Origin of the sequence: Arthrobacter sp. ISL-5 (assembly GCF_018613835.1) — a bacterium.
Lineage (GTDB): Bacteria > Actinomycetota > Actinomycetes > Actinomycetales > Micrococcaceae > Arthrobacter.
On record NZ_JAGGPM010000007.1, the window covers coordinates 82,414 to 107,180 of the forward strand.

Annotated in this window: 23 protein-coding genes and 1 tRNA gene; 13 read left to right on the forward strand and 11 right to left on the reverse strand. The window is 66.5% G+C overall.

What is annotated here, in order from left to right; genetic code table 11:
* Positions 1 to 65 precede the first annotated feature (65 nt).
* Positions 66 to 938, forward strand: coding sequence for a formate dehydrogenase accessory sulfurtransferase FdhD (gene fdhD / locus J7I89_RS04345; protein WP_214967606.1), 873 nt, complete (start codon positions 66 to 68; stop codon positions 936 to 938).
* A gap of 195 nt (positions 939 to 1,133) precedes the next feature.
* Complete coding sequence (locus J7I89_RS04350) at positions 1,134 to 4,160, forward strand: glycoside hydrolase family 38 C-terminal domain-containing protein (protein ID WP_214967608.1); 3,027 nt, start codon at positions 1,134 to 1,136, stop codon at positions 4,158 to 4,160.
* 8 nt (positions 4,161 to 4,168) lie between these two features.
* Here J7I89_RS04350 and J7I89_RS04355 read toward each other — a convergent pair whose 3' ends face one another.
* The 7 genes from J7I89_RS04355 to J7I89_RS04385 form a co-directional block, all read right to left on the reverse strand.
* Positions 4,169 to 5,005 (reverse strand): amino acid ABC transporter ATP-binding protein, encoded by an 837-nt coding sequence (locus J7I89_RS04355; protein ID WP_251044912.1) that lies wholly within the window; start codon positions 5,003 to 5,005, stop codon positions 4,169 to 4,171.
* A complete protein-coding gene (locus J7I89_RS04360; RefSeq protein WP_214967609.1) occupies positions 4,992 to 5,657 on the reverse strand; it encodes an amino acid ABC transporter permease in 666 nt (221 codons plus the stop codon). The genes J7I89_RS04355 and J7I89_RS04360 overlap by 14 nt, the downstream gene beginning before the upstream one ends.
* Positions 5,658 to 6,473: an amino acid ABC transporter substrate-binding protein gene (locus tag J7I89_RS04365; RefSeq protein WP_214967611.1), complete on the reverse strand. Its 816-nt coding sequence runs from the start codon at positions 6,471 to 6,473 to the stop codon at positions 5,658 to 5,660.
* Between the two features lie 288 nt (positions 6,474 to 6,761).
* The gene (locus J7I89_RS04370) at positions 6,762 to 7,499 is read right to left on the reverse strand and encodes a hypothetical protein (protein ID WP_214967613.1); all 738 of its coding nucleotides are present in this window, start codon (positions 7,497 to 7,499) and stop codon (positions 6,762 to 6,764) included.
* Complete coding sequence (locus J7I89_RS04375; protein WP_214967615.1) at positions 7,496 to 8,245, reverse strand: hypothetical protein; 750 nt, start codon at positions 8,243 to 8,245, stop codon at positions 7,496 to 7,498. Before J7I89_RS04375 ends, J7I89_RS04370 begins: the two co-directional genes overlap by 4 nt.
* 36 nt (positions 8,246 to 8,281) lie before the next feature.
* A complete protein-coding gene (locus J7I89_RS04380) occupies positions 8,282 to 9,025 on the reverse strand; it encodes a hypothetical protein (protein WP_214967616.1) in 744 nt (247 codons plus the stop codon).
* The gene (locus tag J7I89_RS04385) at positions 9,022 to 9,813 is read right to left on the reverse strand and encodes a hypothetical protein (RefSeq protein WP_214967618.1); all 792 of its coding nucleotides are present in this window, start codon (positions 9,811 to 9,813) and stop codon (positions 9,022 to 9,024) included. Before J7I89_RS04385 ends, J7I89_RS04380 begins: the two co-directional genes overlap by 4 nt.
* A 196-nt stretch (positions 9,814 to 10,009) precedes the next feature.
* Between J7I89_RS04385 and J7I89_RS04390 the strand changes: the two genes are divergently transcribed.
* Complete coding sequence (locus J7I89_RS04390; RefSeq protein ID WP_214967620.1) at positions 10,010 to 11,674, forward strand: ABC-F family ATP-binding cassette domain-containing protein; 1,665 nt, start codon at positions 10,010 to 10,012, stop codon at positions 11,672 to 11,674.
* Positions 11,671 to 13,629 (forward strand): ABC transporter ATP-binding protein, encoded by a 1,959-nt coding sequence (locus tag J7I89_RS04395; RefSeq protein ID WP_214967621.1) that lies wholly within the window; start codon positions 11,671 to 11,673, stop codon positions 13,627 to 13,629. Before J7I89_RS04390 ends, J7I89_RS04395 begins: the two co-directional genes overlap by 4 nt.
* Positions 13,630 to 13,744: 115 nt before the next feature.
* Here J7I89_RS04395 and J7I89_RS04400 read toward each other — a convergent pair whose 3' ends face one another.
* The 3 genes from J7I89_RS04400 to J7I89_RS04410 form a co-directional block, all read right to left on the reverse strand.
* Positions 13,745 to 14,143, reverse strand: coding sequence for an NUDIX domain-containing protein (locus J7I89_RS04400; protein ID WP_214967623.1), 399 nt, complete (start codon positions 14,141 to 14,143; stop codon positions 13,745 to 13,747).
* Positions 14,140 to 14,661, reverse strand: coding sequence for a DUF6314 family protein (locus tag J7I89_RS04405; RefSeq protein ID WP_214967625.1), 522 nt, complete (start codon positions 14,659 to 14,661; stop codon positions 14,140 to 14,142). Before J7I89_RS04405 ends, J7I89_RS04400 begins: the two co-directional genes overlap by 4 nt.
* Before the next feature lies 1 nt (position 14,662).
* A tRNA-Arg gene (locus J7I89_RS04410) sits at positions 14,663 to 14,735 on the reverse strand.
* An 86-nt stretch (positions 14,736 to 14,821) separates the two neighbouring features.
* On the opposite strand from J7I89_RS04410, the gene J7I89_RS04415 reads away from it, so the two are divergent.
* Positions 14,822 to 15,607: a DUF998 domain-containing protein gene (locus J7I89_RS04415; protein WP_214967627.1), complete on the forward strand. Its 786-nt coding sequence runs from the start codon at positions 14,822 to 14,824 to the stop codon at positions 15,605 to 15,607.
* Here the strand turns inward: J7I89_RS04415 and J7I89_RS04420 are convergent.
* Positions 15,604 to 16,239, reverse strand: a complete 636-nt coding sequence (locus J7I89_RS04420) for a hypothetical protein (protein ID WP_214967629.1) — start codon at positions 16,237 to 16,239, stop codon at positions 15,604 to 15,606. The genes J7I89_RS04415 and J7I89_RS04420 overlap by 4 nt on opposite strands.
* Before the next feature lie 75 nt (positions 16,240 to 16,314).
* On the opposite strand from J7I89_RS04420, the gene J7I89_RS04425 reads away from it, so the two are divergent.
* The 8 genes from J7I89_RS04425 to J7I89_RS04460 all read left to right on the forward strand — a co-directional run bounded on the left by J7I89_RS04425 (position 16,315) and on the right by J7I89_RS04460 (position 24,560).
* Complete coding sequence (locus J7I89_RS04425) at positions 16,315 to 17,163, forward strand: inositol monophosphatase family protein (RefSeq protein ID WP_308159803.1); 849 nt, start codon at positions 16,315 to 16,317, stop codon at positions 17,161 to 17,163.
* 88 nt (positions 17,164 to 17,251) lie between these two features.
* A complete protein-coding gene (gene pcrA, locus J7I89_RS04430) occupies positions 17,252 to 19,840 on the forward strand; it encodes a DNA helicase PcrA (RefSeq protein ID WP_214967634.1) in 2,589 nt (862 codons plus the stop codon).
* A 2-nt stretch (positions 19,841 to 19,842) separates the two neighbouring features.
* Positions 19,843 to 20,553 (forward strand): hypothetical protein, encoded by a 711-nt coding sequence (locus tag J7I89_RS04435; RefSeq protein ID WP_214967637.1) that lies wholly within the window; start codon positions 19,843 to 19,845, stop codon positions 20,551 to 20,553.
* A 224-nt stretch (positions 20,554 to 20,777) separates the two neighbouring features.
* Entirely contained in the window at positions 20,778 to 21,947 is a 1,170-nt protein-coding gene (gene sucC / locus J7I89_RS04440; RefSeq protein ID WP_214967639.1) for an ADP-forming succinate--CoA ligase subunit beta, read from the forward strand.
* A 30-nt stretch (positions 21,948 to 21,977) separates the two neighbouring features.
* On the forward strand, positions 21,978 to 22,880 hold the full coding sequence (gene sucD, locus J7I89_RS04445) for a succinate--CoA ligase subunit alpha (protein WP_214967641.1): 903 nt from the start codon (positions 21,978 to 21,980) through the stop codon (positions 22,878 to 22,880).
* 276 nt (positions 22,881 to 23,156) lie between these two features.
* Positions 23,157 to 23,522 carry a helix-turn-helix transcriptional regulator gene (locus J7I89_RS04450; RefSeq protein WP_214967728.1) on the forward strand — a complete coding sequence of 122 codons (366 nt, stop codon included), beginning with the start codon at positions 23,157 to 23,159 and terminating at the stop codon, positions 23,520 to 23,522.
* On the forward strand, positions 23,519 to 23,992 hold the full coding sequence (locus J7I89_RS04455; RefSeq protein ID WP_214967642.1) for an SRPBCC family protein: 474 nt from the start codon (positions 23,519 to 23,521) through the stop codon (positions 23,990 to 23,992). The genes J7I89_RS04450 and J7I89_RS04455 overlap by 4 nt, the downstream gene beginning before the upstream one ends.
* Positions 23,993 to 24,155: 163 nt before the next feature.
* The gene (locus tag J7I89_RS04460; RefSeq protein WP_214967645.1) at positions 24,156 to 24,560 is read left to right on the forward strand and encodes a tautomerase family protein; all 405 of its coding nucleotides are present in this window, start codon (positions 24,156 to 24,158) and stop codon (positions 24,558 to 24,560) included.
* Positions 24,561 to 24,767: the final 207 nt, after the last annotated feature.

Consider the following 24,767-nt stretch of genomic DNA (forward strand, 5'->3'; position numbering starts at 1 on the left):
TTGGTGTACAGCCGCCTCGCTTGCAATGATGGAGGCATGAACAGCCAATCAGCAGGAGTGGTCCCATGGGGCGCGTGACGCAACGACGCAAGGTGCACCGCTACGTCCTGGACGGCTCGCCGGCGGCACTGGAATTTCCCGTCCGGCACCGGGAAGACGTGCTGGCCGTGGAGGAGCCCCTGGAGATCCGGCTGGGTGATCTTTCCTACTCCGTGACCATGCGCACCCCCGGGGACGACTTCGATCTGGTGGCGGGGTTCCTGGTGTCCGAGGGGGTCATCTGGAACCCGGATCAGCTGATCTCGCTGAGGTTCTGTGCGGGGGAGGACGAAAATGGCGTCCAGACGTTCAACGTGGTGGAAGCGCAGCTCAGGCCGGATGTCGCATTGCCGGACACGGGACGGCATGTGTACACGTCCAGTTCCTGCGGCATCTGCGGCACGGACTCGATCGACGCGGTCAGGAAGTCCTCGCATTTCAACCCGGCTGAGGACACACTGACAGTGCCTCTCGGAACGCTCGCCTCCCTGCCGGACCTCCTCAGGGAGGCGCAGACCGTCTTTAATACCACCGGCGGGGTGCATGCCGCCGGTCTGTTCAGCATTGACGACGACGGCGGTGCCCGGCTTTTGTGCCTGCGCGAGGACGTTGGGCGGCACAACGCCGTGGACAAGGTGGTCGGCTGGGCCCTTCGAGAGCGGCGCCTGCCGCTCAGCGGAACCGTGCTCCAGGTGTCCGGACGGGCGTCCTTTGAACTCGTGCAAAAGGCGGCGCTGGCGGGAATTCCCGTGCTTGCCGCCGTAAGTGCCCCGTCCAGCCTCGCCGTCGAGCTCGCCGAGTCCACCGGGATCACGCTGGCGGGCTTCAGCCGGGGGACCAGCCTGAACGTTTACGCAGGCTCCGGTCGCATCGCCATGCCCGCGCCCTTGCCCGGGTAACGGCTCTGCCCCCGGTAGCGGGTCCGGACCCTTGGCTATTGCACCTAGACGCAGTAGATTTTATCCATCGAATGGACACGTTGATCCGCTTTTCAAGGCAGTTAGCCTGCCGGGATACCAGCTGACCGCGATGCCCATGCCCGCAACGTAAGCCAGCACTGCGCGCCCCAGCTTCAAGCATTAAAGAGGAACACATTGCACGACGACCGCCGGATCACGGAAGTCCGTCTCGACCGCTTTATCCGTGAGCGGATCACCCCAGCGATCTACACGCGAAGCACACCGCTGTCCCTCACCAGCTGGGACGTCCCGGATGAACCGGTTCCCGTGATGGAAGCGTTGCGGCAGGAGTTCCTGCCGCAGGAACACGGTGCCCCCTGGGGCCGGCCGTGGGGCACTAAGTGGCTTCGGCTCCAGGGCGAGGTGCCGGATTCCTGGGGTACTGCCCCGGACACCGAGGTGGAGATCGTGGTGGACCTGGGGTTCACCACGGAGATCCCAGGGTTCCAGTGCGAGGGTATTGCCTGGCGGCCGGACGGCAGCATCGTCAAGGCGATATCGCCGCGCAACCAGCACATTCCGCTGAAGCTCCTGGGCAGCGGCATGGCGGTGGACTTCTACGTTGAGGCGGCAGCCAACCCCGACGTAGCCCAGGGCTGGAGCTTTGCGGCCACCCCCTACGGAGACAAGGCCACGGCCGGGACCCAGCCCCAGTACCGCCTGGGCAGCATCGCCATTGCCGAGCTGAACCGGTCCGTGTGGGAGCTCCAGCAGGACGTCTGGACCCTGAGCGGCCTGATGCACGAACTGCCAACGGAACTGCCCAGGCGCCACGAGATCCTCCGCGCCCTGGAACGGATGATGGACGTCATGGATCCGGACGATGTCGCGGGAACCGCCGCGGCCGGCCGGGCGGCCCTGGCCGAGGTGCTGGCCAGGCCCGCCTATGCGTCCGCCCACCAACTGCTCGCCACGGGCCACGCGCACATCGATTCCGCCTGGCTGTGGCCCGTCCGGGAGACCATGCGGAAGTGCGCCCGGACTTTTTCGAACGTGGTTGCCCTCATGGACGAGGATCCCGACTTTGTGTTCTCCTGTTCCTCCGCGCAGCAGCTGGCCTGGATCAAGGAGTTCTACCCGGAGCTGTTCGGGCGCATCCGCGAGAAGGTCAGCTCCGGACAGTTCGTCCCCGTGGGCGGCATGTGGGTGGAATCCGACACCAACATGCCCGGCGGGGAGGCCATGGCCCGGCAGTTCCTCGAAGGCAAGAGCTTCTTCCTTGACGAGTTCGGCGTCGAATGCCGGGAAGCCTGGCTTCCGGACTCATTCGGCTACTCCGCCGCCCTGCCGCAGATCGTCAAGGCCGCCGGCAGCCAGTGGTTCCTCACCCAGAAGATCTCGTGGAACCAGATCAACCGGATGCCGCACCACACCTTCAACTGGGAGGGGATCGACGGCACCCGGCTGTTCACCCATTTCCCGCCCGTTGACACCTACAACTCCGAGCTGACCGGCAGGGAACTCGCCCACGCCGAGCGCAACTACCGCGACCACGGGCACGGCACCATCTCCCTCGTTCCCTTCGGCTACGGCGACGGCGGCGGCGGACCCACGCGCGAAATGCTGGCCGCCGCCCACCGGGCGGCCGATCTGGAGGGCTCGCCCAAGGTCCGGCTCGGGACCGCCAGCAGCTTCTTTGAACAGGCCCAGGCCGAGTACACGGCGCTGCCCGTCTGGGTGGGGGAGATGTACCTGGAACTGCACCGCGGCACGTACACCAGCCAGGCCCGCACCAAGCAGGGCAACCGGCGCAGCGAGCACCTGCTCCGGGAAGCCGAACTGTGGTGTGCCACAGCGGCGGTCCGCTCGGGCGGGCAGTTCGCCTATCCCGCGGCCGAACTGAAGCGGCTGTGGCGGCTGGTGCTCCTGCAGCAGTTCCACGACATCCTGCCCGGCAGCGCCATCGCGTGGGTGCACCAGGATGCGGAACGGAATTACGCCGCCGTGTCCAAGGGCCTCGAAGCGGTCATCGGCCAGGCAGCCGCCGCCGTCCTCGGCGAGGGCAACGAAGAGTTCCTGCTCAACGCCGGCCCGCATGCACGCAACGGCGTTCCCGCGCTCGCGGCCGCGCCGGCCATCCGGCCCGTTGAAGCCGTCCGGGTTACGGCGCAGGACGGCGGCTTCGTGCTGGACAACGGCATCATCCGCGCCGTGCTGGATGACAACGGGCTGCTGACCTCGCTGCGGGACCACGCCGGGGGCCGCGAGGCCATCGCCCCGGGACAGTTCGGGAACCACCTGGAACTGCACCGCGACACGCCCAACGAATGGGATGCCTGGGACATCGACGAGTTCTACCGGCGGAACGTTACCTCCCTGACCGAGGCAGCCTCGGTGCGGCTCGAGCAGCCCGGCACGGACGCCGTCGTCGTGGTGGAACGGCTCTTCGGCGCCTCCCGGATCACACAGCGCATCACGCTCGCGGCCGGCAGCGCCTCCCTGGGGATCTCCACCGAGGTGGACTGGCAGGAGCGCGAAAAGCTGCTCAAGCTGGGCTTCCCGCTGGACCTCAGGGCGGACCGCTCAGCGGCGGAGACGCAATTCGGTCACGTCTTCCGGCCCACTCACGTCAACACGTCGTGGGAGGCTGCAAAGTTCGAGATCTGCGCGCACCGCTGGATCCACGTGGCCGAGCCCGGATACGGTGTGGCCATCGCCAATTCCTCCACGTACGGGCACGACGTCGCCCGGAACATCAGGGACGACGGCGGCACCACCACTACCGTCCGGCTCTCCCTGCTGCGCGCGGCGAAGTTCCCGGACCCCGAAGCCGACCGCGGCCGGCACGTGCTGGACGTCTGGATCCGCCCGGGCGCCGGCATCGCGGAGGCCGTGGAGGAGGGCTACCGCGCCAACCTTGCGCCGCGGATCGTCAAGGGCGGACACCCGGTGGAACCGCTCTTCTCGGTGGACAACAACGCCGTGGTGATCGAAGCCGTCAAGCTGGCCGAGGACGGGTCCGGCGACGTCGTGGTGCGCCTGTACGAATCGCTCGGCAAACGCTCCGCCGCCAGGCTCACCGCCAACTTCGCCGCGACCGGAGTGCGGGCCGTGGACCTGCTCGAGCGGCCGGTCGACGCGCCGGGAGTTCTGGCCGGGCGGGACTCGGCGGAACTCACTCTGCGTCCGTTCCAGCTGGTCACCCTGCGGTTCGCGCGCTAAGCGCGCCGTCAGAATTCGTGCAGCAGACGCCGGACGAACTGCCGCGTGCGGTCCTGGCGCGGCGCCCGCAGCACTTCGGCGGCGGGTCCGCGCTCCACTACCACTCCGCCGTCCATGAAGATGACTTCGTCCGCCACCTGGCGGGCGAAGGCGAGCTCGTGGGTGACGATCACCATGGTCCAGCCCTCCTCGGCGAGTTCCTGGATGACGCCCAGGACCTCGCCTACCAGTTCCGGGTCCAGGGCCGAGGTAGGTTCGTCGAAGAGCAGGAGCTGGGGCTTCAGGGCGAGGGCGCGCACGATGCCCACGCGCTGCTGCTGGCCGCCGGACAGCTCGAACGGGTAGGCGTCTCGCTTGTCCGACAGTCCCACCCGGGCCAGCAGCTTCTCGGCGTCGGCTATGGCTTCGGCGCGCTTGCGCTTCTGCACCTGCACGGGGCCCTCGATGACGTTCTGCAGCACGGTCATGTGGGGAAAGAGATTGTAGTGCTGGAAGACCATGGCGCTGCGGTCCCGGAGGTCTGAGACGTCCTTCTTGGACACCTTAGCGGAGAAATCCAAGGCCAGGTCCGTGCCGGTGGCCGTATCCGCGAAGGTGACGGTCCCGGCGTCGGGCGTTTCCAGTCCGTTCAGCGATCGGAGCACGGTGGTCTTGCCGGAACCGGACGGCCCGATCAGGGCCACGACATTCCCGCGGCGCACGTCAAGGTCGATGTCCCGGAGGACCACGTTGCTGCCGAAGGCCTTGGCCAGATTGCGGACGGACAGCACAGGCCGGGCCTGCGGGGCCGCGGCACCGGCCCGCTTGTCCGTACTCTTGTCCGCGGGCTGGCTAGTGGGCGACATAGCGGTCCAATCTCTTTTCGAGGGCGGATTGCCCGGTGGACAGCGCCAGGCAGATGACCCAGTAAACCAGCGCGGCCTCGAGGTACAGCACCATGAACTCCTGGCTAAAGGCCGCAATCTGCTGGGCGTTACGGAAGAGCTCCGTCACCAGGATCAGCGAGGCAAGCGAGGTGTCCTTGACCAGGGAAATGAAGGTATTGGACAGCGGCGGCACGGAGACTCTGGCGGCCTGCGGCAGGATGATGCGCCGCAAAGCCAATCCCTTGGACATCCCGATGGTGTGCCCGGCTTCCCACTGGCCCTTGGGCACGGACAGGATGGCCGCCCGGATCACTTCGGCGGCATAGCCGCCGACGTTCAGGGAGAACGCGATGATGGCACTCGGCCACGGGTCCAGCTTCACCCCCAGGCTCGGGAGGCCGTAGAAGATCACAAAGAGCTGCACCAGAAGCGGCGTGCCGCGGATCACCGACACGTAGAACCTCGCCGCCCCTGAGACCACGGCGGTCCGGCTCAGCCGCATGAGTGCCACGAGCAGGGCCAGTGCCAGGCCAAGCACGAACGAGGCCAGCGTCAGGGGAATGGTGCCGGTGACGGCTCCCGTGACGATCGGGACGAAGGAGCTCCAGACGAGATCCCAGTTGAACGGCATCTACTTGGTGACGTCCGCGCCGAAGTACTTCTCCGAGATCTTGGCCAGCGTGCCGTCGGCGCGGAGGTCAGTCAGCGCCTTGTCCACCGCGGCGGTGAGCTCCGTGGATCCCTTCCGGAAGGCGAACGCGCTTTCGGACTTTTCTGCCGTTTCGGCGGCAATCTTCAGGCCGGCATCCGGATTGGTCTTGGCGTAGTCGAGGTAGGTGAGTTCGTCGTTGACGACGGCGTCCACCCGGCCTTGACGGAGCAGCGCCACGGCCTGCGCCCAGCCCTCCACGGACTGGACGTTCGCGCCGGCATCCACCGCCAGCTTGTAGAAGTTGCTGGTGAGCGACTGGGCGGTGGTCTTGCCCTTGAGGCTTTCGAAGCTGGTGATGGAGCTGTTGTCAGCCTTGGTCACGACCACGCCGGGTGAGACGGTGTAGGGTGCGGAGAAATCGTACTTGGCCTTGCGCTCGGCGTTGATGGAGATCTGGTTTGCGATCGTATCGAAGCGCTTGGCGTCGAGGCCGGCGAAGATGCCGTCGAACTGGGTCTCCTGGAACGTGGCTTTCACGCCGATCTTGTCCGCGACGGCCTTGGCGATTTCAACGTCGAAGCCGGTGAGTTCACCCGCTCCCTCCGCGTGGAAGCTGAACGGCTTGTACGTGCCCTCGGTGGCGATCACGAGCTCGCCCTTGGATTTCACATCGCTCAGCGAGGTATCCGAGCTGCTGGCGGCCGGCGTCTGTGAACCGCCGCAGGCCGACAGGGCCAGCGCCAGGCCGGCGAGGGTGGCTGCGATTGCGGTGCGGCGGGAGTGGACGCGGTTCATGGCGGGACCTTCTTCTTCAGGTGCAGATGCTTTGACGCGGCGGCAGGAGCCGGATACTCCGCGAGACTACTCGTTGCAACGCATTTGGAAACATCTTTTATTTCGCCATCTTACGGGTGTGCGAAACGGCCGTTAAACAGGCTGAGTGGGGGCGGTCCCCAACGGCCGCCACCACTCATCCCCCCAATGTGTGATCCGGCAGGCGCCACGGCTTGTGGGCCAGGCAGCAGCTGCTTTCACACATTCATGATTCTCTCACGATCTAATGATTTTGTGAATCCCGCGTTGCTACCTGTCAGTAGATGACGTTCCGAGTCCGCCCGTCCCCTTTGCCCGGACCCGGGCTAGCCACACCATTATCAGTCCCGACACGAAGAACAACACGGCCGCGTTGTTGACCACCAGGCGCTCGAGGGCGAAGGCGGGAGCTGCAAACTCAAGCAGGAATCCCGCCGTCGTCGCCACGGCGCCCGCAGCCATGAGACCCGCCCCCGCGCGGACGAGCGCAGGTAGCCTGCTCCCGAGCGTGCGGACCAGCGAAGGCAGAAGGGCAAGCGAAATGTACGTCGGGTAGCCCCGCGCTGTAGCCCAGTAATAAGGCAGCAGAGCAGCATTTCGCTGACTCCTGCCGCCGGTGTCCGCCAAACCCGCGGATGAAGCCGAAAAGTCCATCAGCAGAAAGAGCGTTACCAAGGCAGCGGAAAACAGCCCGAGAACGCTGAGCCCGATGCGTCCGGAAATCAGGGCGTAAGCGTCCCTGGCGCCAAATGCCCTGCTGACGCGGTAAGCCACCAGGTAAATCGCGGCAAAAACGATGAGCCGCAACAGGAAGCTGGCCAGGTTGATGCCGCCAAGAGCCCGGTCTATCGGGAGGTAGAACACGTCCAGGCTGAGGACACCGGCCGCGGTGGCAAGGAGGAAGATGAAGAACAGTGACCGGTTCGTGCCGCGCAGGGCGCTGGGAATCCGGGCGGCCGTGGCGGCCGCGCAGACGATCAGGGTGGTCCACTGCAGGATCTCTCTCATCCGAGGTTCTCCAGGATCATGTCGGTTTGTTCCTGGTCCTGTTCCTGGCGCCGCAGTGTCTTTCCCATCGCCTGGAGGCGGTCTCCGGCCAGAACGGCCAGCTCGCCGTCCGGCATCATATCGAGGGCGGCCTGGCGGGCCCCGGGCTCCCAGCCGGCTTCGGCTTCTGTGACGAGGCCGGTGGCCACCAGGCCTCCGGTGAGTCCGACGCCGGCAGCGCGTGAGGTGGCGATGGCCACCTCGGGCGCCATCCGGTTTGCGGTCAGCTGTGCGGAGTAGTTCTGCGGGGCGATGCCCGCGGCGGCGGAGACGCGGTGGCGGAGTTCGCCGTCGTCGATCGCGTCCACCCAGTTCTTCACCGACGTGGCGTGCGCCGCCGGGCCGAGTGCCAACAGTCCGGCCTGCGGTGCTTCGGAGGTGTGCGGAGCCGTCCCGGTCCCGGAGCGGGCGATCACCGCGCGCAGCAGGTCCACAGTGGAAATCTGGCTCACCAGCTCCTGCGGCGTGGGCAGGATCGATTGGTCCGCAAGGCCGTGGTAGATCTCGAAGTAAGCCAAGGAGCGGACCGGGTTGGCGCCGAACGCCCGGCTGATGCTCACGACGGTTGCCTCGGCCACCTTGCCCCGGACAAGCTGCTGCGCCAGCGTGGTGCGCTTGACGCCCGACAGCCGGCACACATCGGCCGTGCTGGTGTCCGGCGCAATGCCGTGCAGCCAGCGCTGGAAGGCTTTCGCGGGGAGGGGCATGGAACGCTCTCTGCGGAACGGATGTTTGGGTTGATCTTAGCTGCGTGCCGCGGATCGCCCTGTGCGGTCCATGGTATTCCTCCCCGCCCGGACCTTGGCCAGCCAGATCAGCGCCAGGCCGAAGACGAAGCACAGGATGGCGGTGTAGTTGATGACGTACGTCAGGTAGCCCAGCGCAGGTGGAATTGCCTGGAAGTACAGGCTGAGGATGACGGCTATCCCGCCGATGGCCAGCAGGAGTGCGGAGATCCGGAGCGGGGCCGGCAGGGTGCTGCGCACCGCGCGCAGCATGGCAGGCAGGAGCGCAAGGCAAACATAGGCCGGGTAGGCGCGGCCGGCAGCCCCGTAATACTCCGTGAGGACCTTGTTCCGTTCATCCCTGGCGTAGACAGCCATCATCCCCGCGGACGATCCCTCGGTATCCATGAAGGCGAAGAGAACGAGCAGGGCGACCGAGATCACCGCCAGGATTGCCAAGCCGGCATGGCCCTGAATGAGCCGGAGGCCGCGCTCGTCTCCGAAGCCGTTCGCGATCCGGATGCCCAGGAAATAGATCGCCCCGAAGATGATGAAGCGCAGGAGCAGGTTGGCCAAGTTCGTGCTACCCAGCAGGCCATCAATTACCAGATAAGGGCCCTGGATACTCAGGAGGATGGCCAGGGTCATCAGCGCAAGAACGTAAAACAGCGATCTGTTCTTCTTGCGCACCAGATTCGGGATCCGGGACAGCGCCGCAGCCCCGCACGCGATCAGGGTGGTCCACTGCAGGATCTCAATCATCCCAGGTTCTCCCAGATCTTTTCGGCTTGTTGATGGTCTTGTTCCTGGCGCCGCAGGGTTTTCCCGAGCGACTGGAGCCGGTCTCCCGCCAAAACTGTCAGGTCGGCGTCTGACAGCATATCGAGGGCCGCTTGGCGGGCCCCGGGCTCCCAGCCGGCCTCGGCTTCTGTGACGAGGCCGGTGGCCACGAGGCCGCCGGTGAGTCCGACGCCGGCAGCGCGTGAGGTGGCGATGGCCACCTCGGGCGCCATCCGGTTTGCGGTCAGTTGTGCCGAGTAGTTCTGCGGGGCGATGCCCGTGGCGGCGGAGACGCGGTGGCGGAGTTCGCCGTCGTCGATCGCGTCCACCCAGTTCTTTACGGACGTTGCGTGCGGCGCCGGACTCAGCGCCGGCTGTCCTCCCGGTGCCGGGTGCTCCGGGGCCGGAGTGCCGGCAACGCCGGCAACGCCACGGGATTCCGCTCCTGACTCCGCGGCCGGCGCGGAGCGGGCGATGACTGCGCGCAGGAGGTCCATGGTGGCGATCTGGCTCACCAGTTCGTGGGACGTGGGCGGGACCTGGGGGCCGGCGAGGTCGCGATAGGTCTCAAAGTAGGCCAAGGAACTGACGGGGTTTGCGTTGAAGGCCCGGCTGATGCTCACGACGGTTGCCTCGGCCACCTTGCCCCGGACAAGCTGCTGCGCCAGGGTGGTGCGCTTGATCCCCGCCAGCCGGCACACATCGGCCGTGCTGGTGTCCGGTGCTATGCCGTGCAGCCAGCGCTGGAACGCCTTGGCGGGGAGTGGCATGGAACGCTCTCTGCTGAACGAAGGGATGGCACGGTGTTCGCGGTGGACAACTTCGATTTTACGCGGCCCGCGGCATCAACTATGCTAGATGGTCGAACCCGTTGGTCCGTACACCCCCCAAGTCCGGATCAGCGGGTTCTTTCATGCCCGCCGGAATTTTTCCGGCCAATACGGGCAGCGGTGAGAGGATGGACTAATGACTGCAACCCTTGTCGCCAAAGAACTTTCGGGCGGTCATGATCACCGCACGCTCTTCTCCAAGCTCTCCCTCACGGTGGCCCCCGGGGACGTTGTTGGAGTGGTCGGCGCCAACGGTGCCGGCAAATCCACGCTGCTCCGGCTGTTGGCCGGCGTGGACCAGCCGCAGCAGGGCAGTGTCAGCCTGGCCCCTGCCGATGCGTTCGTGGGCTGGCTTCCGCAGGAGCACGAGCGGATAGCCGGCGAGACCATCGCCGGGTACATCGCCCGGCGCACCGGCTCCGCCCAGGCAACCCAGGAGATGGAAGCCACGGCCGAGGCTTTGGGCGCGGGCGCGCCCGGCTCCGACGACGCCTATTCCCTTGCGTTTGACCGCTGGATGGCCTCAGGCGCCGCGGACCTGGACGAGCGCATACCGCCCGTCCTGGCCGACCTGGGCATGGACGTCGGCCCCGATGCTGAAATGACCGGGCTCTCCGGCGGCCAGGCGGCGCGTGTTGCGCTTGCGGCCCTGCTGCTGAGCCGCTTCGACATCGTGCTGCTGGATGAACCCACCAACGACCTTGACCTGGACGGGCTTGCCCGGCTGGAAGCCTTCGTGCAGGGTCTCCGCGGCGGCGCCGTGCTGGTCTCGCACGACCGCGAGTTCCTGGCCCGCTGCGTGACCACCATCGTGGAGCTGGACCTCGCCCAGAATTCCGTGGCCGTGTACGACGGCGGCTACGAGGCCTTCCTGGAGGAACGCGCCGTCGCCCGCCGGCACGCCCGCGAACGCTATGACGAATTCGCCAGCACCAAGGCCGACCTTGTGTCCCGGGCGAGGACCCAGCGTGAGTGGAGCTCCCAGGGCGTCCGGAATGCGATGAAGAAAAACCCGGACAATGACAAGATCCGCCGCGCTGCCAGCTCCGAATCGTCGGAAAAGCAGGCGCAGAAGGTGCGGCAGATGGAATCGCGCATTGCCCGCCTGGACGTTGTGGAGGAGCCCCGCAAGGAGTGGCAGTTGCAGTTCAGCATCGGCCAGGCCCCGCGGTCCAGCTCCGTGGTGGCCACGCTCCGCGACGCCGTGGTCCGGCAGGGGAGCTTCACCCTGGGGCCGGTCAACCTGCAGCTCAATGCCGGCGAGCGGATCGGCATCACCGGGCCCAACGGTGCCGGGAAGTCGACGCTGCTCCGGCTGCTGCTGGGAGTGCAGGAACCGGACTCCGGTGATGCGTCCCAGGGAGCGTCCGTGGCCGTCGGCGAGATCGACCAGGCCCGGGGGCTGCTGGCCGGCCACCTGAAACTCGCGGATGCGGTGGAGGCCGTGCTGGCTGATCAGACGCCAGCGGAGGTCCGCACCCTGCTGGCCAAGTTCGGGCTCAAGGCGGACCACACCGCCCGCACCGTGGACTCGCTGTCGCCGGGCGAGCGCACCCGTGCGGCCCTGGCCCTCCTGCAGGCCCGCGGCGTGAACCTCCTGGTGCTGGACGAACCCACCAACCACCTGGACCTGCCGGCGATCGAACAGCTGGAAGAGGCGCTGGAAAGCTATGAGGGCGCCCTGCTGCTGGTGACGCACGACCGCCGGCTGCTGGAAAACGTCCGGCTCGACGTGCGCTGGAATGTGGACAACGGCGCGGTCACCGAATTCATGACAGGCAAGATGGAGCAGAAGCAATGAGCATGGATGGCGTGGCCTGGCGCTCGCTGTACAACATCACCCGGGCCAAGAGCGGCTCCAAGCCGTTCTCCAAGGAGACACTGAAGCGGGTCCTCGGCTTTGCCAAGCCGCACCGCGGCAAACTGATCGCGTTCGTTGCCGTGTCCATCGCCATGGCCTTCCTCGCCGTGGCAACACCGGTGCTGGCCGGCCAGGTAGTGAACGCCATTGTTGCCCGGTCGGGCGCCGGCGAAGTGATCCGCCTCGCGGCGCTCATCGCCGGTGTGGCCGTGGCCGAGGCCGCTCTCGGCATGGTGAGCCGGTGGCTGTCCTCCACCATCGGCGAGGGCGTCATCGTGGACCTCCGCACGCGGGTCTTCGACCATGTGCAGAGAATGCCGATTGCATTTTTCACCCGGACCCGCACCGGCGCGCTCGTCAGCCGGCTCAACAACGACGTCATCGGCGCGCAGTCGGCGTTTGCCGGCACCCTGTCCGGGGTGGTCAGCAACGTGGTGGCCCTGGTGCTGACGCTCGTGGTCATGCTCAACACGTCGTGGCTGGTCACCGTGCTGGCCATGATCCTGCTGCCGATTTTCCTCATTCCGGCCCGGAGGATGGGCTCCCGGCTGGCCGACCTGCGCCGCGAGGCCGCCGAGCACAACGCGGCCATGGGCACCCAGATGACCGAGCGCTTTTCCGCACCGGGCGCCACCCTGGTGAAGCTCTTCGGCCGCCCCGACGAAGAGTCCCGCGAGTTCGCCGTCCGGGCCGGCCGCGTCCGGGACATCGGCGTCCGCACGGCGATGCTGCAATTCACGTTCGTGACGGCCCTGACGCTGGTTTCGGCGCTGGCCCTGGCGCTCGTCTACGGCCTCGGCGGCTGGCTGGCCATCGCGGGCCAGCTCGCCCCCGGCGACGTGGTGGTGCTGGCGCTGCTGCTCACCCGCCTTTACGCGCCGCTCACCGCGCTCTCCAACGCCCGGGTGGAGATCATGAGCGCCCTGGTCAGCTTCGAACGTGTGTTTGAGATCCTCGACCTCGAACCCCTCATCCGGGAAAAGCCGGACGCCGGGGAGGTCCCGCCGGGCCCTGTCGCCGTGGAGTTTGACGACGTCAGGTTCGCCTACCCGTCCGCGGACAAGGTCTCGCTCGCCTCGCTGGAGGAGGTGGCCACGCTGGACACCCGCGGCGGCGAAGAAGTGCTGCACGGCATCAGCTTCCGGGTGGAACCGGGCCAGACCGTGGCCCTCGTAGGCTCGTCCGGTGCGGGCAAATCCACCATCGCCCAGCTGCTCTCAAGGCTGTACGACGTCGACTCCGGCGCCGTGCGCCTCGGCGGACCGGTCCCCGGTGGCATGGGCAGCACTGGCGTGGGCAGCACTGGCATTGGGTCCGGCCGGGGCCTGGACGTCCGCGACCTGACGTTTGATTCCATGCGTGCGACGCTGGGAATGGTCACCCAGGACGGGCACCTGTTCCACGAATCGATCGCCTCCAACCTGCGGCTGGCCCGTCCCGACGCCACCGAGGAGGACATGTGGGACGTGCTGCGCCAGGCCCGGCTCGAATACATGATCCGCTCGCTGCCGGACGGCCTGGACACCGTGGTGGGGGAGCGCGGCTACCGGCTTTCCGGCGGCGAACGCCAGAGGCTCACCATCGCCCGCCTGCTCATCGCCCAGCCGCGCGTGGTCATCCTCGACGAAGCCACTGCGGCGCTGGATTCCACGAACGAAGCCGCCGTCCAGGCGGCGCTGGGCGCCGCGCTCGAGGGGCGCACCGCCGTCGTGATCGCCCACCGGCTGTCCACGATCCGCGCCGCGGACGTCATCCTGGTGGTGGAGGACGGCTCGATCGTGGAGCGCGGCACGCACACCGAGCTTCTTGCCGCCGACGGGCGATACGCCGAGCTGTACCGGACACAGTTTGCCGAGGCAACCGCCGTGGCCGAGGAAGCCGTTCCGGAGCTCTGACGCCCTAAAGCCGCAGCCGCACCGAGGGGCGAGCTCTCGGCACTTAGCCTCGACCAAAGTGCCGGGATCTCACCCCTCGATGTCCGCGGCGTGTGCCGTCCGCGGCCAGCTCATGTCAGCGGCGGGCCAGGGCCGGAAGGATGTGGTCCGTGAGCAGCGGGGCGAGGTCGGCAGGCAGGTCCGCGGCCAGGTCCAGCCAGCGGACTTCGGCGATCTCGGCCGAGGGATGGGCCACCCACGTCCCCGGTGCCGTGAAGACCGTCGCTTCGATCTCCGTGGCGGCCTCGTTGGCGGCGTCGGCCAGCCACACTCCCATGAGCGTCAGCTCGCGCGGATCCACCACGATCCCCACTTCCTCCGCGAGTTCCCGGGCGGCCGCCTCCACCGCGGTTTCGCCCGGTTCCGGCTTGCCGCCGGGATGCATGAACTTGTCCGTGCCGCGTTTGCGGACGGTCAGGAGCCGGCCGGCCCGGTCATAGACGCAGACGGCGGAGACAACGATGCGCGGATTCACGGGTTCGAGCCTACCCGGTCCGGTGCGGGCTTCTCTTGGGAAACAGCCGCGGGAAGGCGCCGCAGCACCGACTCCAGCAGCAGGTCCTTTCGGGGGCCGGTGACGTCCCAGGCGTAGCTGAATTGGTCGGGGCCGGTGAGCGAATAGGTCACCCGATAGGTATCGGGATCACACCAGTGCCGGTCCTGGCTGGCGTCCGCGGAGAAGCTCATCCGGTGGAACGGCCGGCCGTCGGGAAACACCATGTCCAAGGCGTCGGGGGAGTCCGTGGGCCTGAGCACGTAGTCGCGGGTGGCCGGGCCGGTGAAGGTTTCGCCTGCAGCAGGCCAGCGCACGGTGCCTTCTTCGTGGAAGCGCAGCGCGCCGTCGTCGTCCGTTTCCGAAAAGGTTACGACGCCGGAAAAGGTTCCGCGGGTGCCGGCCGCGCGGTCCACCATGGTCCGCTGCACGGACCAGCGGCCCTCAGACCCGGGGCCCAGCAAATAGCCGCGGAGACCGGAGCTGTGCTGCGCATTCAAGTGCCCTCGATTGGAATCGAACCAACGACACCGGCTTTAGGAGAGCCGTGCTCTATCCACTGAGCTACGAGGGCGGGCGTCCGGCGCCGCCGGTATTTAGCCGGCCCGTTCGAACACGATTACAAGCATACAAGGTGCCGGCGCGTACTACGCTCTTGGCATGGCCGCCGCAGCTCAAGCACCGTCCGCCCGGGGCACTTTCCTGCCTGACACTGCCTCGACCCGGCAGTACATCGGTGCGTGGGCCGTGCTCAGCGTGGTCCAGTATTTCGTGGCCGAGGCGGCAGTGATCGGGGCCTGGGCCGGCCCCGAGCGGTACAGCCGACGGACCGGGCTCATCAGCGACCTGGGCGCCGTCAACTGCGGCGTTTTTGACGGTCGCAACGTCTGCTCGCCGCTACACGTGCTCATGAACACGTCGTTCGTGGCGCAGGGCCTGGGGATGCTGCTGGGCGCGCTCCTCCTGAGTTCCGCGCTGTTGCGGATCGCGGCCAGGCCGGGCGTGCGGGTTGCGGTCAGCCACACCGGTGAGATGCCGTGGCTGGCGGCGGTTGCCACGCGGATCCTGACCGGGGCGGCCGGTGCCGGAACGGTCATCGTGGGGCTGGTCCCGGAGGATTTGGGCTCGGGCTGGCATTACGCCGGAGCGGTCACGTACTTCATCGCAGGCGCCTTCGCGCTTCTGCTGCTGGGCATCCTGTGGCTGCGCCAGACGCCGCTGGGATGGTTCATCCTGGCCGCAGGAGGGGTGTCCACCGCGGCGCTTCTCACGGCGGGCGTCACTCGGCTGGACGTCCCGGAACCCGGCACCGTGGAACGCCTTGTGGGCTACCCCATCACCATCGGCCTGGCTGCCGCCGGACTCGTGATCGCCCAGCGCGTCCGGCAGGAGCGCGTGGTGCTCAAAGCCCTCCGGGCGGCGCGTGCTGAAGGCAGCCCTGCCTAGGCCGGCGACGGCTGCTTCCGAGCGCGGCGCCCTGCGAACACGGACACGCCGCCGATCAGCAGGCTCAGCACCAGCAGCACCCAGCCGGCAACCGTGAGGCCGGAGGCCAGGGCCACCTGCCCGTCGTCGAGGTTGACGGCAGCCACCATGGAGTCAACGGCCACATTGCCCCATAGCCGGACCACCACGAACAGCAGCGGCACGCACCACAGCGCCCAGCGGAGGCCCTTCTTCGCCACGTTCGTGCCGATCAGGAGCAGCCACGTGAAACCGAAGATCAGCGGGAACAGCGTGCCGGCGGTCTTGTGGATGTAGTTGAGCTGGCCGCGCGCGTCGCCGTCCATGGCCCTGCGGAGCTGCTCCACGTAGCCGGCATCGAAGCCGCCGATGAGGGAATCGGGCATGGGCATGCCGCCGGAAAGCTGGGTGAGCTGGTTCAGCGTGAGCAGGTGGAGGTACCAGAACAGGAACAGGCTGGCCACGACGCCGGCTATGACAATGAGGCTGCCATTGTTCTGGGCCTTTTCCGGCGTGCGGGCCGTGGTGGGGTTGATCACCGGAGGCAGATGGTGCTGGGGAACAGCGGCCTTTGCGCCGTGCTTCTTGATCCGCTGTGCAGGTGTCTTGGCCATGCGTCCATTATCGCCCGGCAGGAAACAAAGGGATCTCATCGCCCTGAGGGCAGTCGCGCCGATAGGCTGGGGACCGTGACCGAACTAGGAAGACACAAACTGGGTAAACACAGCGCCGCCAACCTGAGCCCCGAGCTCGACGACTTTGACCTGGCTTCCGCCTTGGTCCGCGAGGCGGGAATGCTGGCACTGATGATGCGGCAGGGCGGGCTCGACGCCCAGCGCAAAACGTCCGTCTCCGACGTCGTCACAGCCGCTGACCACGCCGCCGAGGCCTACGTGCTGGAGCAGCTGCGCCGCTGCAGGCCGGACGACGGCGTCCTCGGCGAGGAAGGTGCTGCCGTCCACGGAAGCAGCGGCCGGACCTGGGTCATCGACCCGGTGGACGGAACCTACAACTTCCTTCACGGTTCCACCTACTGGTGCTCCGCGATTGCCCTCAAGGATGAATCCGACGTGCTGCTGGGAGCCATCTTCCAGCCCGAGGAAGACAAGCTGTGGCTCGGCGGCACGGGCCGCGCCGCCACGCTCAACGGCGATCCCGTCACCACGTTCGCGTCGGACGGGGCTAACCGCGGCGCCGACGAGCTTTCCCAGATCGGTGCCGCCACCTACATCCACCCGCGATGGCTGGCGGATCCGATGTGCGCCATGCCCTGGCACGCCGCCGCCAGCTCTGCCGCCACGCTGCGCATGTTCGGGTCCGGCTCCTGCGATCTCGGGCGCGTGGCGGACGGCGAACTTGGCTGCTGGTTCCAGCACAGCTGCCCGGAATGGGACTGGCTGCCGGGGAAGGCGATTGTCCTCGCCGCCGGCGGCGCCACCGGAAGCGTCTACGTGAACGGGCTCGAGTGGTTCATGGCAGGAGGCGCGACGGCGGTACACCAGCTGCGTGCGGCCCTTGAGTCAGGTTCTGTGGACTAGCCCGCTGCGCGGTCTCCAAGGGTGGCGTCGGGGCTTATCCACAGGGCGGAATGCAGTGTCAGCCCCACCGCCTAGACTTGTAGTCACCATGGATATGTTGTTTGACCCGTACGCTGACGGTCCGTTCAAGGCAGGCTCCCGCGCCGCCGCCCTTACCAAGTCGCGCCCCGAATCCGGGCAGGCGCCCGTCGAATTTGGCGGTGGCGGTCCCGGGCGGGGGGGACACGCAACCGGTCCGGCCGCCGGTCCCGCAGGTGGCGGCCATGCAGGTGGCGGTCCCGCAGACGGCGGCCATACAGGTGGGGGCCGGCCTGGTGACTGGGCTGCCCGGCCGCAGTTGCCGGATGCCGGCGCGCTGCTGGAGGGCCTGAATCCTCAGCAGGAAGAGGCCGTCAAACACGCCGGCAGTGCGCTCCTGATCGTGGCGGGCGCGGGTTCAGGCAAGACTCGCGTACTCAGTAACCGGATCGCCTACCTGATTGCCACCAGGCGCGCCCACCATGGCGAGATCCTGGCCATCACGTTCACCAACAAGGCTGCCGCCGAAATGCGGGAGCGCATCGAGGCGCTCGTGGGCGCCCGGGCCAAGACCATGTGGATTTCCACGTTCCACTCGTCCTGCGTGCGGATCCTGCGCCGCGAAGCCGCCAACGTGGGGCTGAAATCCAACTTCTCCATCTACGACTCCGCCGATTCCCTCAGGCTCATCACGCTCGTGGCCAAGAACCTGGACCTGGATCCCAAGAAGTTCGCGCCCAAGGCCATCCAGCACAAGATCTCAGCGCTCAAGAACGAGCTGATTGACGCGGACGCATATTCGTCCTCGGCCAACCACAACGATCCCTTCGAGCAGGCCGTGGCCGATGTCTTCAAGGGCTACACCCAGCGGCTCCGCCAGGCCAACGCCATGGACTTCGACGACCTCATCGCCGAGACCGTCTACATGTTCCGGGCGTTCCCGGCGCTGGCGGATTCCTACCGGCGCCGCTTCCGGCACGTTCTGGTGGACGAATACCAGGACACCAACCATGCGCAGTACGCGCTGGTCCGGGAAATCGTCGGCGAGGGGCCGGAAGCAGCCGAGCTCACGGTCGTGGGCGATTCCGATCAATCCATCTATGCCTTCCGCGGGGCCGACATCCGCAACATCGTGGAGTTCGAGGAGGACTACCCCGATGCCCGCACCATCAAGCTCGAACAGAACTACCGGTCCACCCAGAACATCCTGAGCGCGGCCAACTCCGTCATCTCGCGCAACCCGAACCGGCCCGAGAAGCGGCTGTGGACGGCGGAGGGCGAGGGCCACAAGATCATCGGCTACGTGGGCGAAAACGAACACGACGAAGCCCAGTTCATCGCCAAGGAGATCGACCGGCTGCAGGACGAGGACAACCTCCGCCCCGGCGACGTCGCCATTTTCTACCGCACCAACGCCCAGTCGCGGTCCATCGAGGACGTCCTGGTGCGCGTCGGCCTGCCCTACAAGGTGGTGGGCGGCACGCGCTTCTACGAGCGCAAGGAAATCAAGGACGCCCTCGCGTACCTCCGTGTCCTGGTCAACCCTGACGACGACGTCAATCTCCGCCGGGTCCTCAACGAACCCAAGCGCGGGATCGGCGACCGCGCCGAGGGCGCCGTTGCCGCCCTGGCCGAACGTGAACGGAGTTCGTTCATGGCGGCTGCCCGCCGTGCCGACCAGGCGCCCGGCATGGCCACCCGTTCGGTCAACGCCGTGCTCGGCTTCGTGAAGCTCCTGGACGACCTCGCCGAGGTGGCCAGCGGCTCCGGCGCGGCTGCCGCCCTCGAAGCCGTCCTGGAACAGACCGGGTACCTGGCAGGGCTGCGGTCAAGCACCGATCCCCAGGACGAGTCCCGGGTGGAAAACCTCGCCGAACTAATCGCCGTCGTGCGTGAATACGAACAGGAGAATCCGGAGGGCTCCCTCGGCGCCTTCCTGGAGCAGGTCTCCCTCGTGGCTGACGCCGACCAGATCCCGGATGCCCCGGGCGCGGACATCGATGCCGCCGTGGCGGAAGCCAAACGGCTGGGCGTGGTCACGCTCATGACCCTCCACACGGCCAAGGGCCTTGAATTCCCCGTGGTGTTCCTGACCGGCATGGAGCACGGCCTCTTCCCGCACCAGCGGTCGGCCACCGATCCCAAGGAGCTCGCGGAGGAGCGCCGGCTGGCTTATGTGGGCCTGACCCGTGCCCGGAAGCGGCTGTACGTCACCCGCTCGGAAGTCCGGAGCATGTGGGGCCAGAGCCAGTACAACCCGGCCAGCCAGTTCCTCGAAGAAATCCCGTCCGAACTTGTCGAATGGAAGCGCGAGGGCACCAGCCGGCAGACCGGCGGCTGGGGGAGCGGGGGGCCGATCGGCTCGAACCGGTACGGCGGATCATTCTGGGGAGCCGGGACGTCGCGCGGTGCCGCAGCCGATTCATCGGCGGGCTTCAACGCGGACGTTCCCGCCGCCGTCGCAAAGAACCGCGTCCAGCCGCAGAAGGAAATCGTCGCAGTCAGCGTGGGGGACAAGGTCAACCACACCAGTTTCGGCAACGGCACGGTGCTGGCAGTCGAAGGGGCAGGGGACAAGACCGTGGCGAAGGTGAAGTTCGACGTCGGCGAGAAGCGGCTGTTGCTGCGCTACGCGCCGCTCACCAAACTCGACGCCTGACCATGGCGGTTCGATTGGCCGTTCGTTGGGCGGCTGCGGTTGCGGCCGCCGGCCTGCTGGCTGTCACCGGCTGCACCGTCACCGTGCCGGATCCTGGATACACCGCCCCGCCACCGCTGCCCGCCCTCGAGCAGCTGAAGCAGGCCCCGCTGTCCGATGCCAGCGCATTCTCCGCGGGGGAGGACGCCCTGGCCTTCGTCACGGCGGACCGGAACGTGGTCTGCACGCTGACCTCAGTGCGCGGGCCGCACGTGAATCTGCCCTATGAGCGGAACAACTTCGGCGACGCCGCCAACCGGAAACTGGCCACGGTCCCGGCAGCGCACTGCGAGCTCGCGGTCTACCCCGCGCCCCAAACCGCGGACATCAAGGACGACTGCTCGGGGACCGGCCTGGGCTATCTGGGCGGAACCGCCCTGCTTACGCCTGACCGGGCCGGGTATGGCGAGTGCCGGTCCGGCGTCACACAAATGGAATCCGAATACGGGCCCCTGGGGTCACGCACCGGTCCGATCTCGCAGCTGCCCGTCCTTCCCGAGGGCGGAAACCTGGAACGCAACGGCCTGCGGTGCTCTGCGTACGACGCCGGGGTGGCCTGTGGGAACGTCTCCGGAGGCACTGCGTTCTTCGTCAGCCGCGATCATTACGAACTCATCTCCGGCGGCGGCAAAAAGGCCTCCACGGCGCCCTCCAAGGCTCCAAAATCCCCGTAATCATGCGGTTTTTCTACGTTCCATAGAATAGTGTCCTTACTCACATAACAGGTACTCTGGAACGGGCCTGTCCGCAGAAAGGACTAGAGTTCCGAGAGGAGCATTGCGCCGTGCGGCTCGTTTCCCAACCTGCCGCAGGGGGCGTTTATTCCGCAGCCCGGTAACCACGATTACGTGGGGTCCGGCTGTACAGAAACTACTTCGACGTAGAAGGACACTAAACCGTGGACCTGTTTGAATATCAGGCGCGCGATATGTTCGAGGCGCACGGTGTACCCGTGCTTGCTGGCATCGTGGCGCACACCCCTGAAGAAGCAAAGGCAGCTGCCGAGAAGATCGGCGGCGTAACTGTCGTCAAGGCACAGGTTAAGGTCGGTGGCCGAGGCAAGGCCGGCGGCGTTAAGGTCGCCAAGACCGCCGATGAGGCTCTGGAGCATTCCACCAACATCCTGGGCATGGACATCAAGGGCCACACCGTAAACAAGGTGATGATCGCCCAGGGTGCGGATATTGCCGAGGAATACTACTTCTCCGTCCTGCTGGACCGGGCCAACCGCAACTACCTGGCCATGTGCTCGGTTGAGGGCGGCATGGAAATCGAGCAGCTCGCCGTCGAACGCCCCGAGGCGCTGGCCAAGGTTGCCATCGACCCCGCAGTGGGTATCGACCAGGCCAAGGCCGACGAAATCGTCGCCGAAGCCGGTTTCGCTGAGGAACTGCGCGGCAAAGTCGCCGCCGTCATCCTCAAGCTCTGGGACGTCTTCAAGAAGGAAGATGCAACCCTCGTTGAGGTCAACCCCCTCGTGAAGACCGGCGCAGGCGACATCGTTGCCCTCGACGGCAAGGTGACCCTGGACGAGAACGCGGACTTCCGCCACGCCAAGCACGCGCTCCTGGAAGACAAGGACGCTGCCGATCCGCTCGAGGCCAAGGCCAAGGCGCAGGACCTCAACTACGTCAAGCTCGACGGCGAAGTTGGCATCATCGGCAACGGCGCCGGCCTGGTCATGTCCACGCTTGACGTCGTTGCCTACGCAGGCGAAAAGCACGGCAACGTCAAGCCCGCCAACTTCCTGGACATCGGCGGCGGAGCGTCCGCCGAGGTCATGGCAGCCGGCTTGGACGTCATCCTGGGCGACGAGCAGGTCAAGGCCGTGTTCGTGAACGTCTTCGGCGGCATCACCGCCTGTGACGCCGTGGCCAAGGGCATCGTGGGCGCACTGGCCGAACTGGGCCACTCCGCCAACAAGCCGCTGGTTGTCCGCCTCGACGGCAACAACGTCGAAGAAGGCCGCCGCATCCTGGCCGAGGCCAACCACCCTCTGGTCACCCTGGCCGCCACCATGGACGAGGGCGCCGACAAGGCCGCCGAGCTCGCCAACGCAGCCCGCTGATCGAGCCTGTCGAGATCTAGGAAAGAAAACATGTCTATTTATCTGAACAAGGACTCCAAGGTCATCGTCCAGGGCATCACCGGCGGCGAAGGCACCAAGCACACCGCCCTCATGCTCAAGGCCGGCACCAACATCGTGGGTGGCGTCAACGCCCGCAAGGCTGGCACCACCGTCCTGCACGGCGACAAGGAAATCAACGTCTTCGGCACCGTCAAGGAAGCCATCGCTGAGACCGGCGCCGACGTCTCCATCGTCTTCGTACCCCCGGCATTCACCAAGAACGCCGTGGTTGAGGCCATCGAGGCAGGCATCGGCCTGGTCGTCGTCATCACCGAAGGCGTCCCGGTCCAGGACTCCGCCGAGTTCTGGGCACTGGCCCAGTCCACGGTCGATGCCGACGGCAACCAGGTCACCCGCATCATCGGGCCGAACTGCCCCGGCATCATCACGCCCGGCGAGGCCCTCGTTGGCATTACCCCGGCCAACATCACGGGCAAGGGCCCCATCGGACTGGTCTCCAAGTCCGGCACCCTGACCTACCAGATGATGTACGAACTGCGCGACCTGGGCTTCTCCACCGCCATCGGCATCGGCGGCGACCCCGTCATCGGCACCACGCACATCGACGCCCTGGCAGCCTTCGAAGCTGACCCGGAAACCAAGGCGATCGTGATGATCGGCGAAATCGGCGGCGACGCCGAAGAGCGTGCGGCCGACTTCATCAAGGCCCACGTCACCAAGCCGGTCGTCGGCTACGTGGCAGGCTTCACCGCGCCGGAAGGCAAGACCATGGGCCACGCCGGCGCCATAGTCTCCGGTTCCGCCGGTACCGCACAGGCCAAGAAGGAAGCCCTTGAGGCTGCAGGCGTGAAGGTCGGCAAGACGCCGTCCGAGACCGCCACGCTGCTGCGCGAAGTTTACGCAGCCCTCTAAGCTCCCTCAAAGCAACGCGGGGTCGCGCTTCGCCTTATCCACCTGGTGGGTTTGGCGAAGCGTGACCCCGCGTTCTTCGTTTAACCCAACTGGCTCGCAATAGGTGTCGTTTTGGACCCTCAAAACGACCACAACTGCGAGCTAGTTGGGCCACCCCTTGCGCGGAATCTGGCACGGGTCTACGCTGGTTAACAACCGATAGGTTGATAAACCATTAGGTTGATTAGCACCATTGGATTGATTGGCAACAGGTAACACCAAGCAAGGGCAGTGACAGTGGACACGGGCAACGACGACGACCTTCTGAATGCGGCCTTCCTGGCGCTTTCCGATCCGGTCCGGCGCCGCCTCATCTCCCGGCTCAGCCGGGGGCCCGCCACCGTCAATGAACTGGCTGAACCCTTCGCGATCTCCAAGCAGGCGGTCTCGAAGCACATCCAGGTCCTCGAGCAGGCGCAGCTGGTCACGCGCAGCCGCGATGCCCAGCGCCGGCCCGTCCACCTGAATCCCGCACGGCTCGAAGCGCTCACCGCGTGGATCGACCAGTACCGGCTGGTCCGCGAGGCGCAGTTCCGCAGCCTCGATGCCGTGCTCCACTCCAACGCCGCCCACGGCGGCAGCAGTCAAAAGGACAGAAAATGAGCAACGCGCTTAAACTCACCGTTCCTGACGGCGTCCCGTTCATCGATTGGGAGCGGGAGTTCGATTTCCCGGTCGCGGACGTTTTCCGCGCCCACAAGGAGCCGGAGCTGATCTCCCAGTGGCTGGGCCCGCGGAACACGAATATCGATATCGACCACTATGACTTCCGCTCCGGCGGCACCTACCTCTACAACCACACCGGTCCGGACGGAGTGACCTATGCGTTCAGCGGCATCTTCCACACCGTCCGCGAGAACGACTTCGCCATCCAGACCTTCGAATTCAGCGGCTACCCGGACATTGTCAGCATCGAATTCATGAACTTCGAGGACCTGGACGGCGGCCGCTCCAGGGTGAGGGGCCATTCCGTCTACCCCAGCATGGAAGCCCGCGACGGCATGGCCCAGTCCGGCATGGAGGGCGGCATGAGCGACGGCTACGAGCGGTTGGACGAGCTGCTCGCCAAGTGATTCCGGCGCACCGGCCCTAATTCCAAAAGTACGACGGCGGGCGGTCACCTTCTCCGGAAGGTGGCCGCCCGCCGTCGTGCGCCATTAAAACGCCCCCACAGCCCTATGCGCCATCCGCAGTAGTTTGATAGTATGTCAGGACAAACTATCAAAGGAGCAAAGCGTGCCACTGGTTCGAATCGACGTCAATGCAGGCCGCAGTCCGGAAGAGCTGGGCAATCTAAGTCGGGGCATCCACGACGCCATCCTGGCCGAATACGGCATTCCCGAGCGCGACTATTTCCATATCCTGACCGAGCATCCCGCCGGGCAGATCGTTGCACAGGATGCTGGCCTGGGCTTCAAGCGCACGGCGGACGTGGTCATGATCCAGATCTTCACCCAGGGCGGCCGCAGCCAGGAAGCCAAGCAGTCCCTCTTCGCGGCCGTGGCGGACCGGCTCGGACAACTCGGCGTTGCCGGCGAGAACGTCTTCATTGGCTACGTCGAAAATACGGCCGGCGACTGGTCATTCGGGTTCGGCCGTGCGCAGTACGTCACGGGCGAGCTTGCGGTGCCCAAAAAGTAGCCCGCCGGCGGGCCGCCAGCCACCGCTCACGGAGGGCTTTTTCAGGCGGTTTTCAGTCCAAATGCAAGTTGTAAATATGTCAGTACAAACCTTTGACAGGACATGAATTCTAGGGCAAAGTAGTGGATGTGGTCCCGCTCACGGGGGCCGCGAGGCACCGTAGCCTTGGCCGTTCGGCTGTTAGAGGTACAGAGTTCAAACAGAAAG

Bases quoted from the DNA above. Each gene is read 5' to 3' on its own strand.
- pcrA (WP_214967634.1), top strand. From the start codon at position 17,252: ATGGATATGTTGTTTGACCCGTACGCTGACGGTCCGTTCAAGGCAGGC.
- J7I89_RS04390 (WP_214967620.1), top strand. From the start codon at position 10,010: ATGACTGCAACCCTTGTCGCCAAAGAACTTTCGGGCGGTCATGATCAC.
- J7I89_RS04360 (WP_214967609.1), bottom strand. From the start codon at position 5,657: ATGCCGTTCAACTGGGATCTCGTCTGGAGCTCCTTCGTCCCGATCGTC.
- J7I89_RS04395 (WP_214967621.1), top strand. From the start codon at position 11,671: ATGAGCATGGATGGCGTGGCCTGGCGCTCGCTGTACAACATCACCCGG.
- J7I89_RS04375 (WP_214967615.1), bottom strand. From the start codon at position 8,245: ATGCCCCTCCCCGCGAAAGCCTTCCAGCGCTGGCTGCACGGCATTGCG.
- J7I89_RS04455 (WP_214967642.1), top strand. From the start codon at position 23,519: ATGAGCAACGCGCTTAAACTCACCGTTCCTGACGGCGTCCCGTTCATC.
- J7I89_RS04370 (WP_214967613.1), bottom strand. From the start codon at position 7,499: ATGAGAGAGATCCTGCAGTGGACCACCCTGATCGTCTGCGCGGCCGCC.
- J7I89_RS04355 (WP_251044912.1), bottom strand. From the start codon at position 5,005: ATGTCGCCCACTAGCCAGCCCGCGGACAAGAGTACGGACAAGCGGGCC.
- fdhD (WP_214967606.1), top strand. From the start codon at position 66: ATGGGGCGCGTGACGCAACGACGCAAGGTGCACCGCTACGTCCTGGAC.
- J7I89_RS04380 (WP_214967616.1), bottom strand. From the start codon at position 9,025: ATGATTGAGATCCTGCAGTGGACCACCCTGATCGCGTGCGGGGCTGCG.
- J7I89_RS04385 (WP_214967618.1), bottom strand. From the start codon at position 9,813: ATGCCACTCCCCGCCAAGGCGTTCCAGCGCTGGCTGCACGGCATAGCA.
- J7I89_RS04420 (WP_214967629.1), bottom strand. From the start codon at position 16,239: ATGGCCAAGACACCTGCACAGCGGATCAAGAAGCACGGCGCAAAGGCC.
- J7I89_RS04415 (WP_214967627.1), top strand. From the start codon at position 14,822: ATGGCCGCCGCAGCTCAAGCACCGTCCGCCCGGGGCACTTTCCTGCCT.
- J7I89_RS04365 (WP_214967611.1), bottom strand. From the start codon at position 6,473: ATGAACCGCGTCCACTCCCGCCGCACCGCAATCGCAGCCACCCTCGCC.
- sucD (WP_214967641.1), top strand. From the start codon at position 21,978: ATGTCTATTTATCTGAACAAGGACTCCAAGGTCATCGTCCAGGGCATC.
- J7I89_RS04435 (WP_214967637.1), top strand. From the start codon at position 19,843: ATGGCGGTTCGATTGGCCGTTCGTTGGGCGGCTGCGGTTGCGGCCGCC.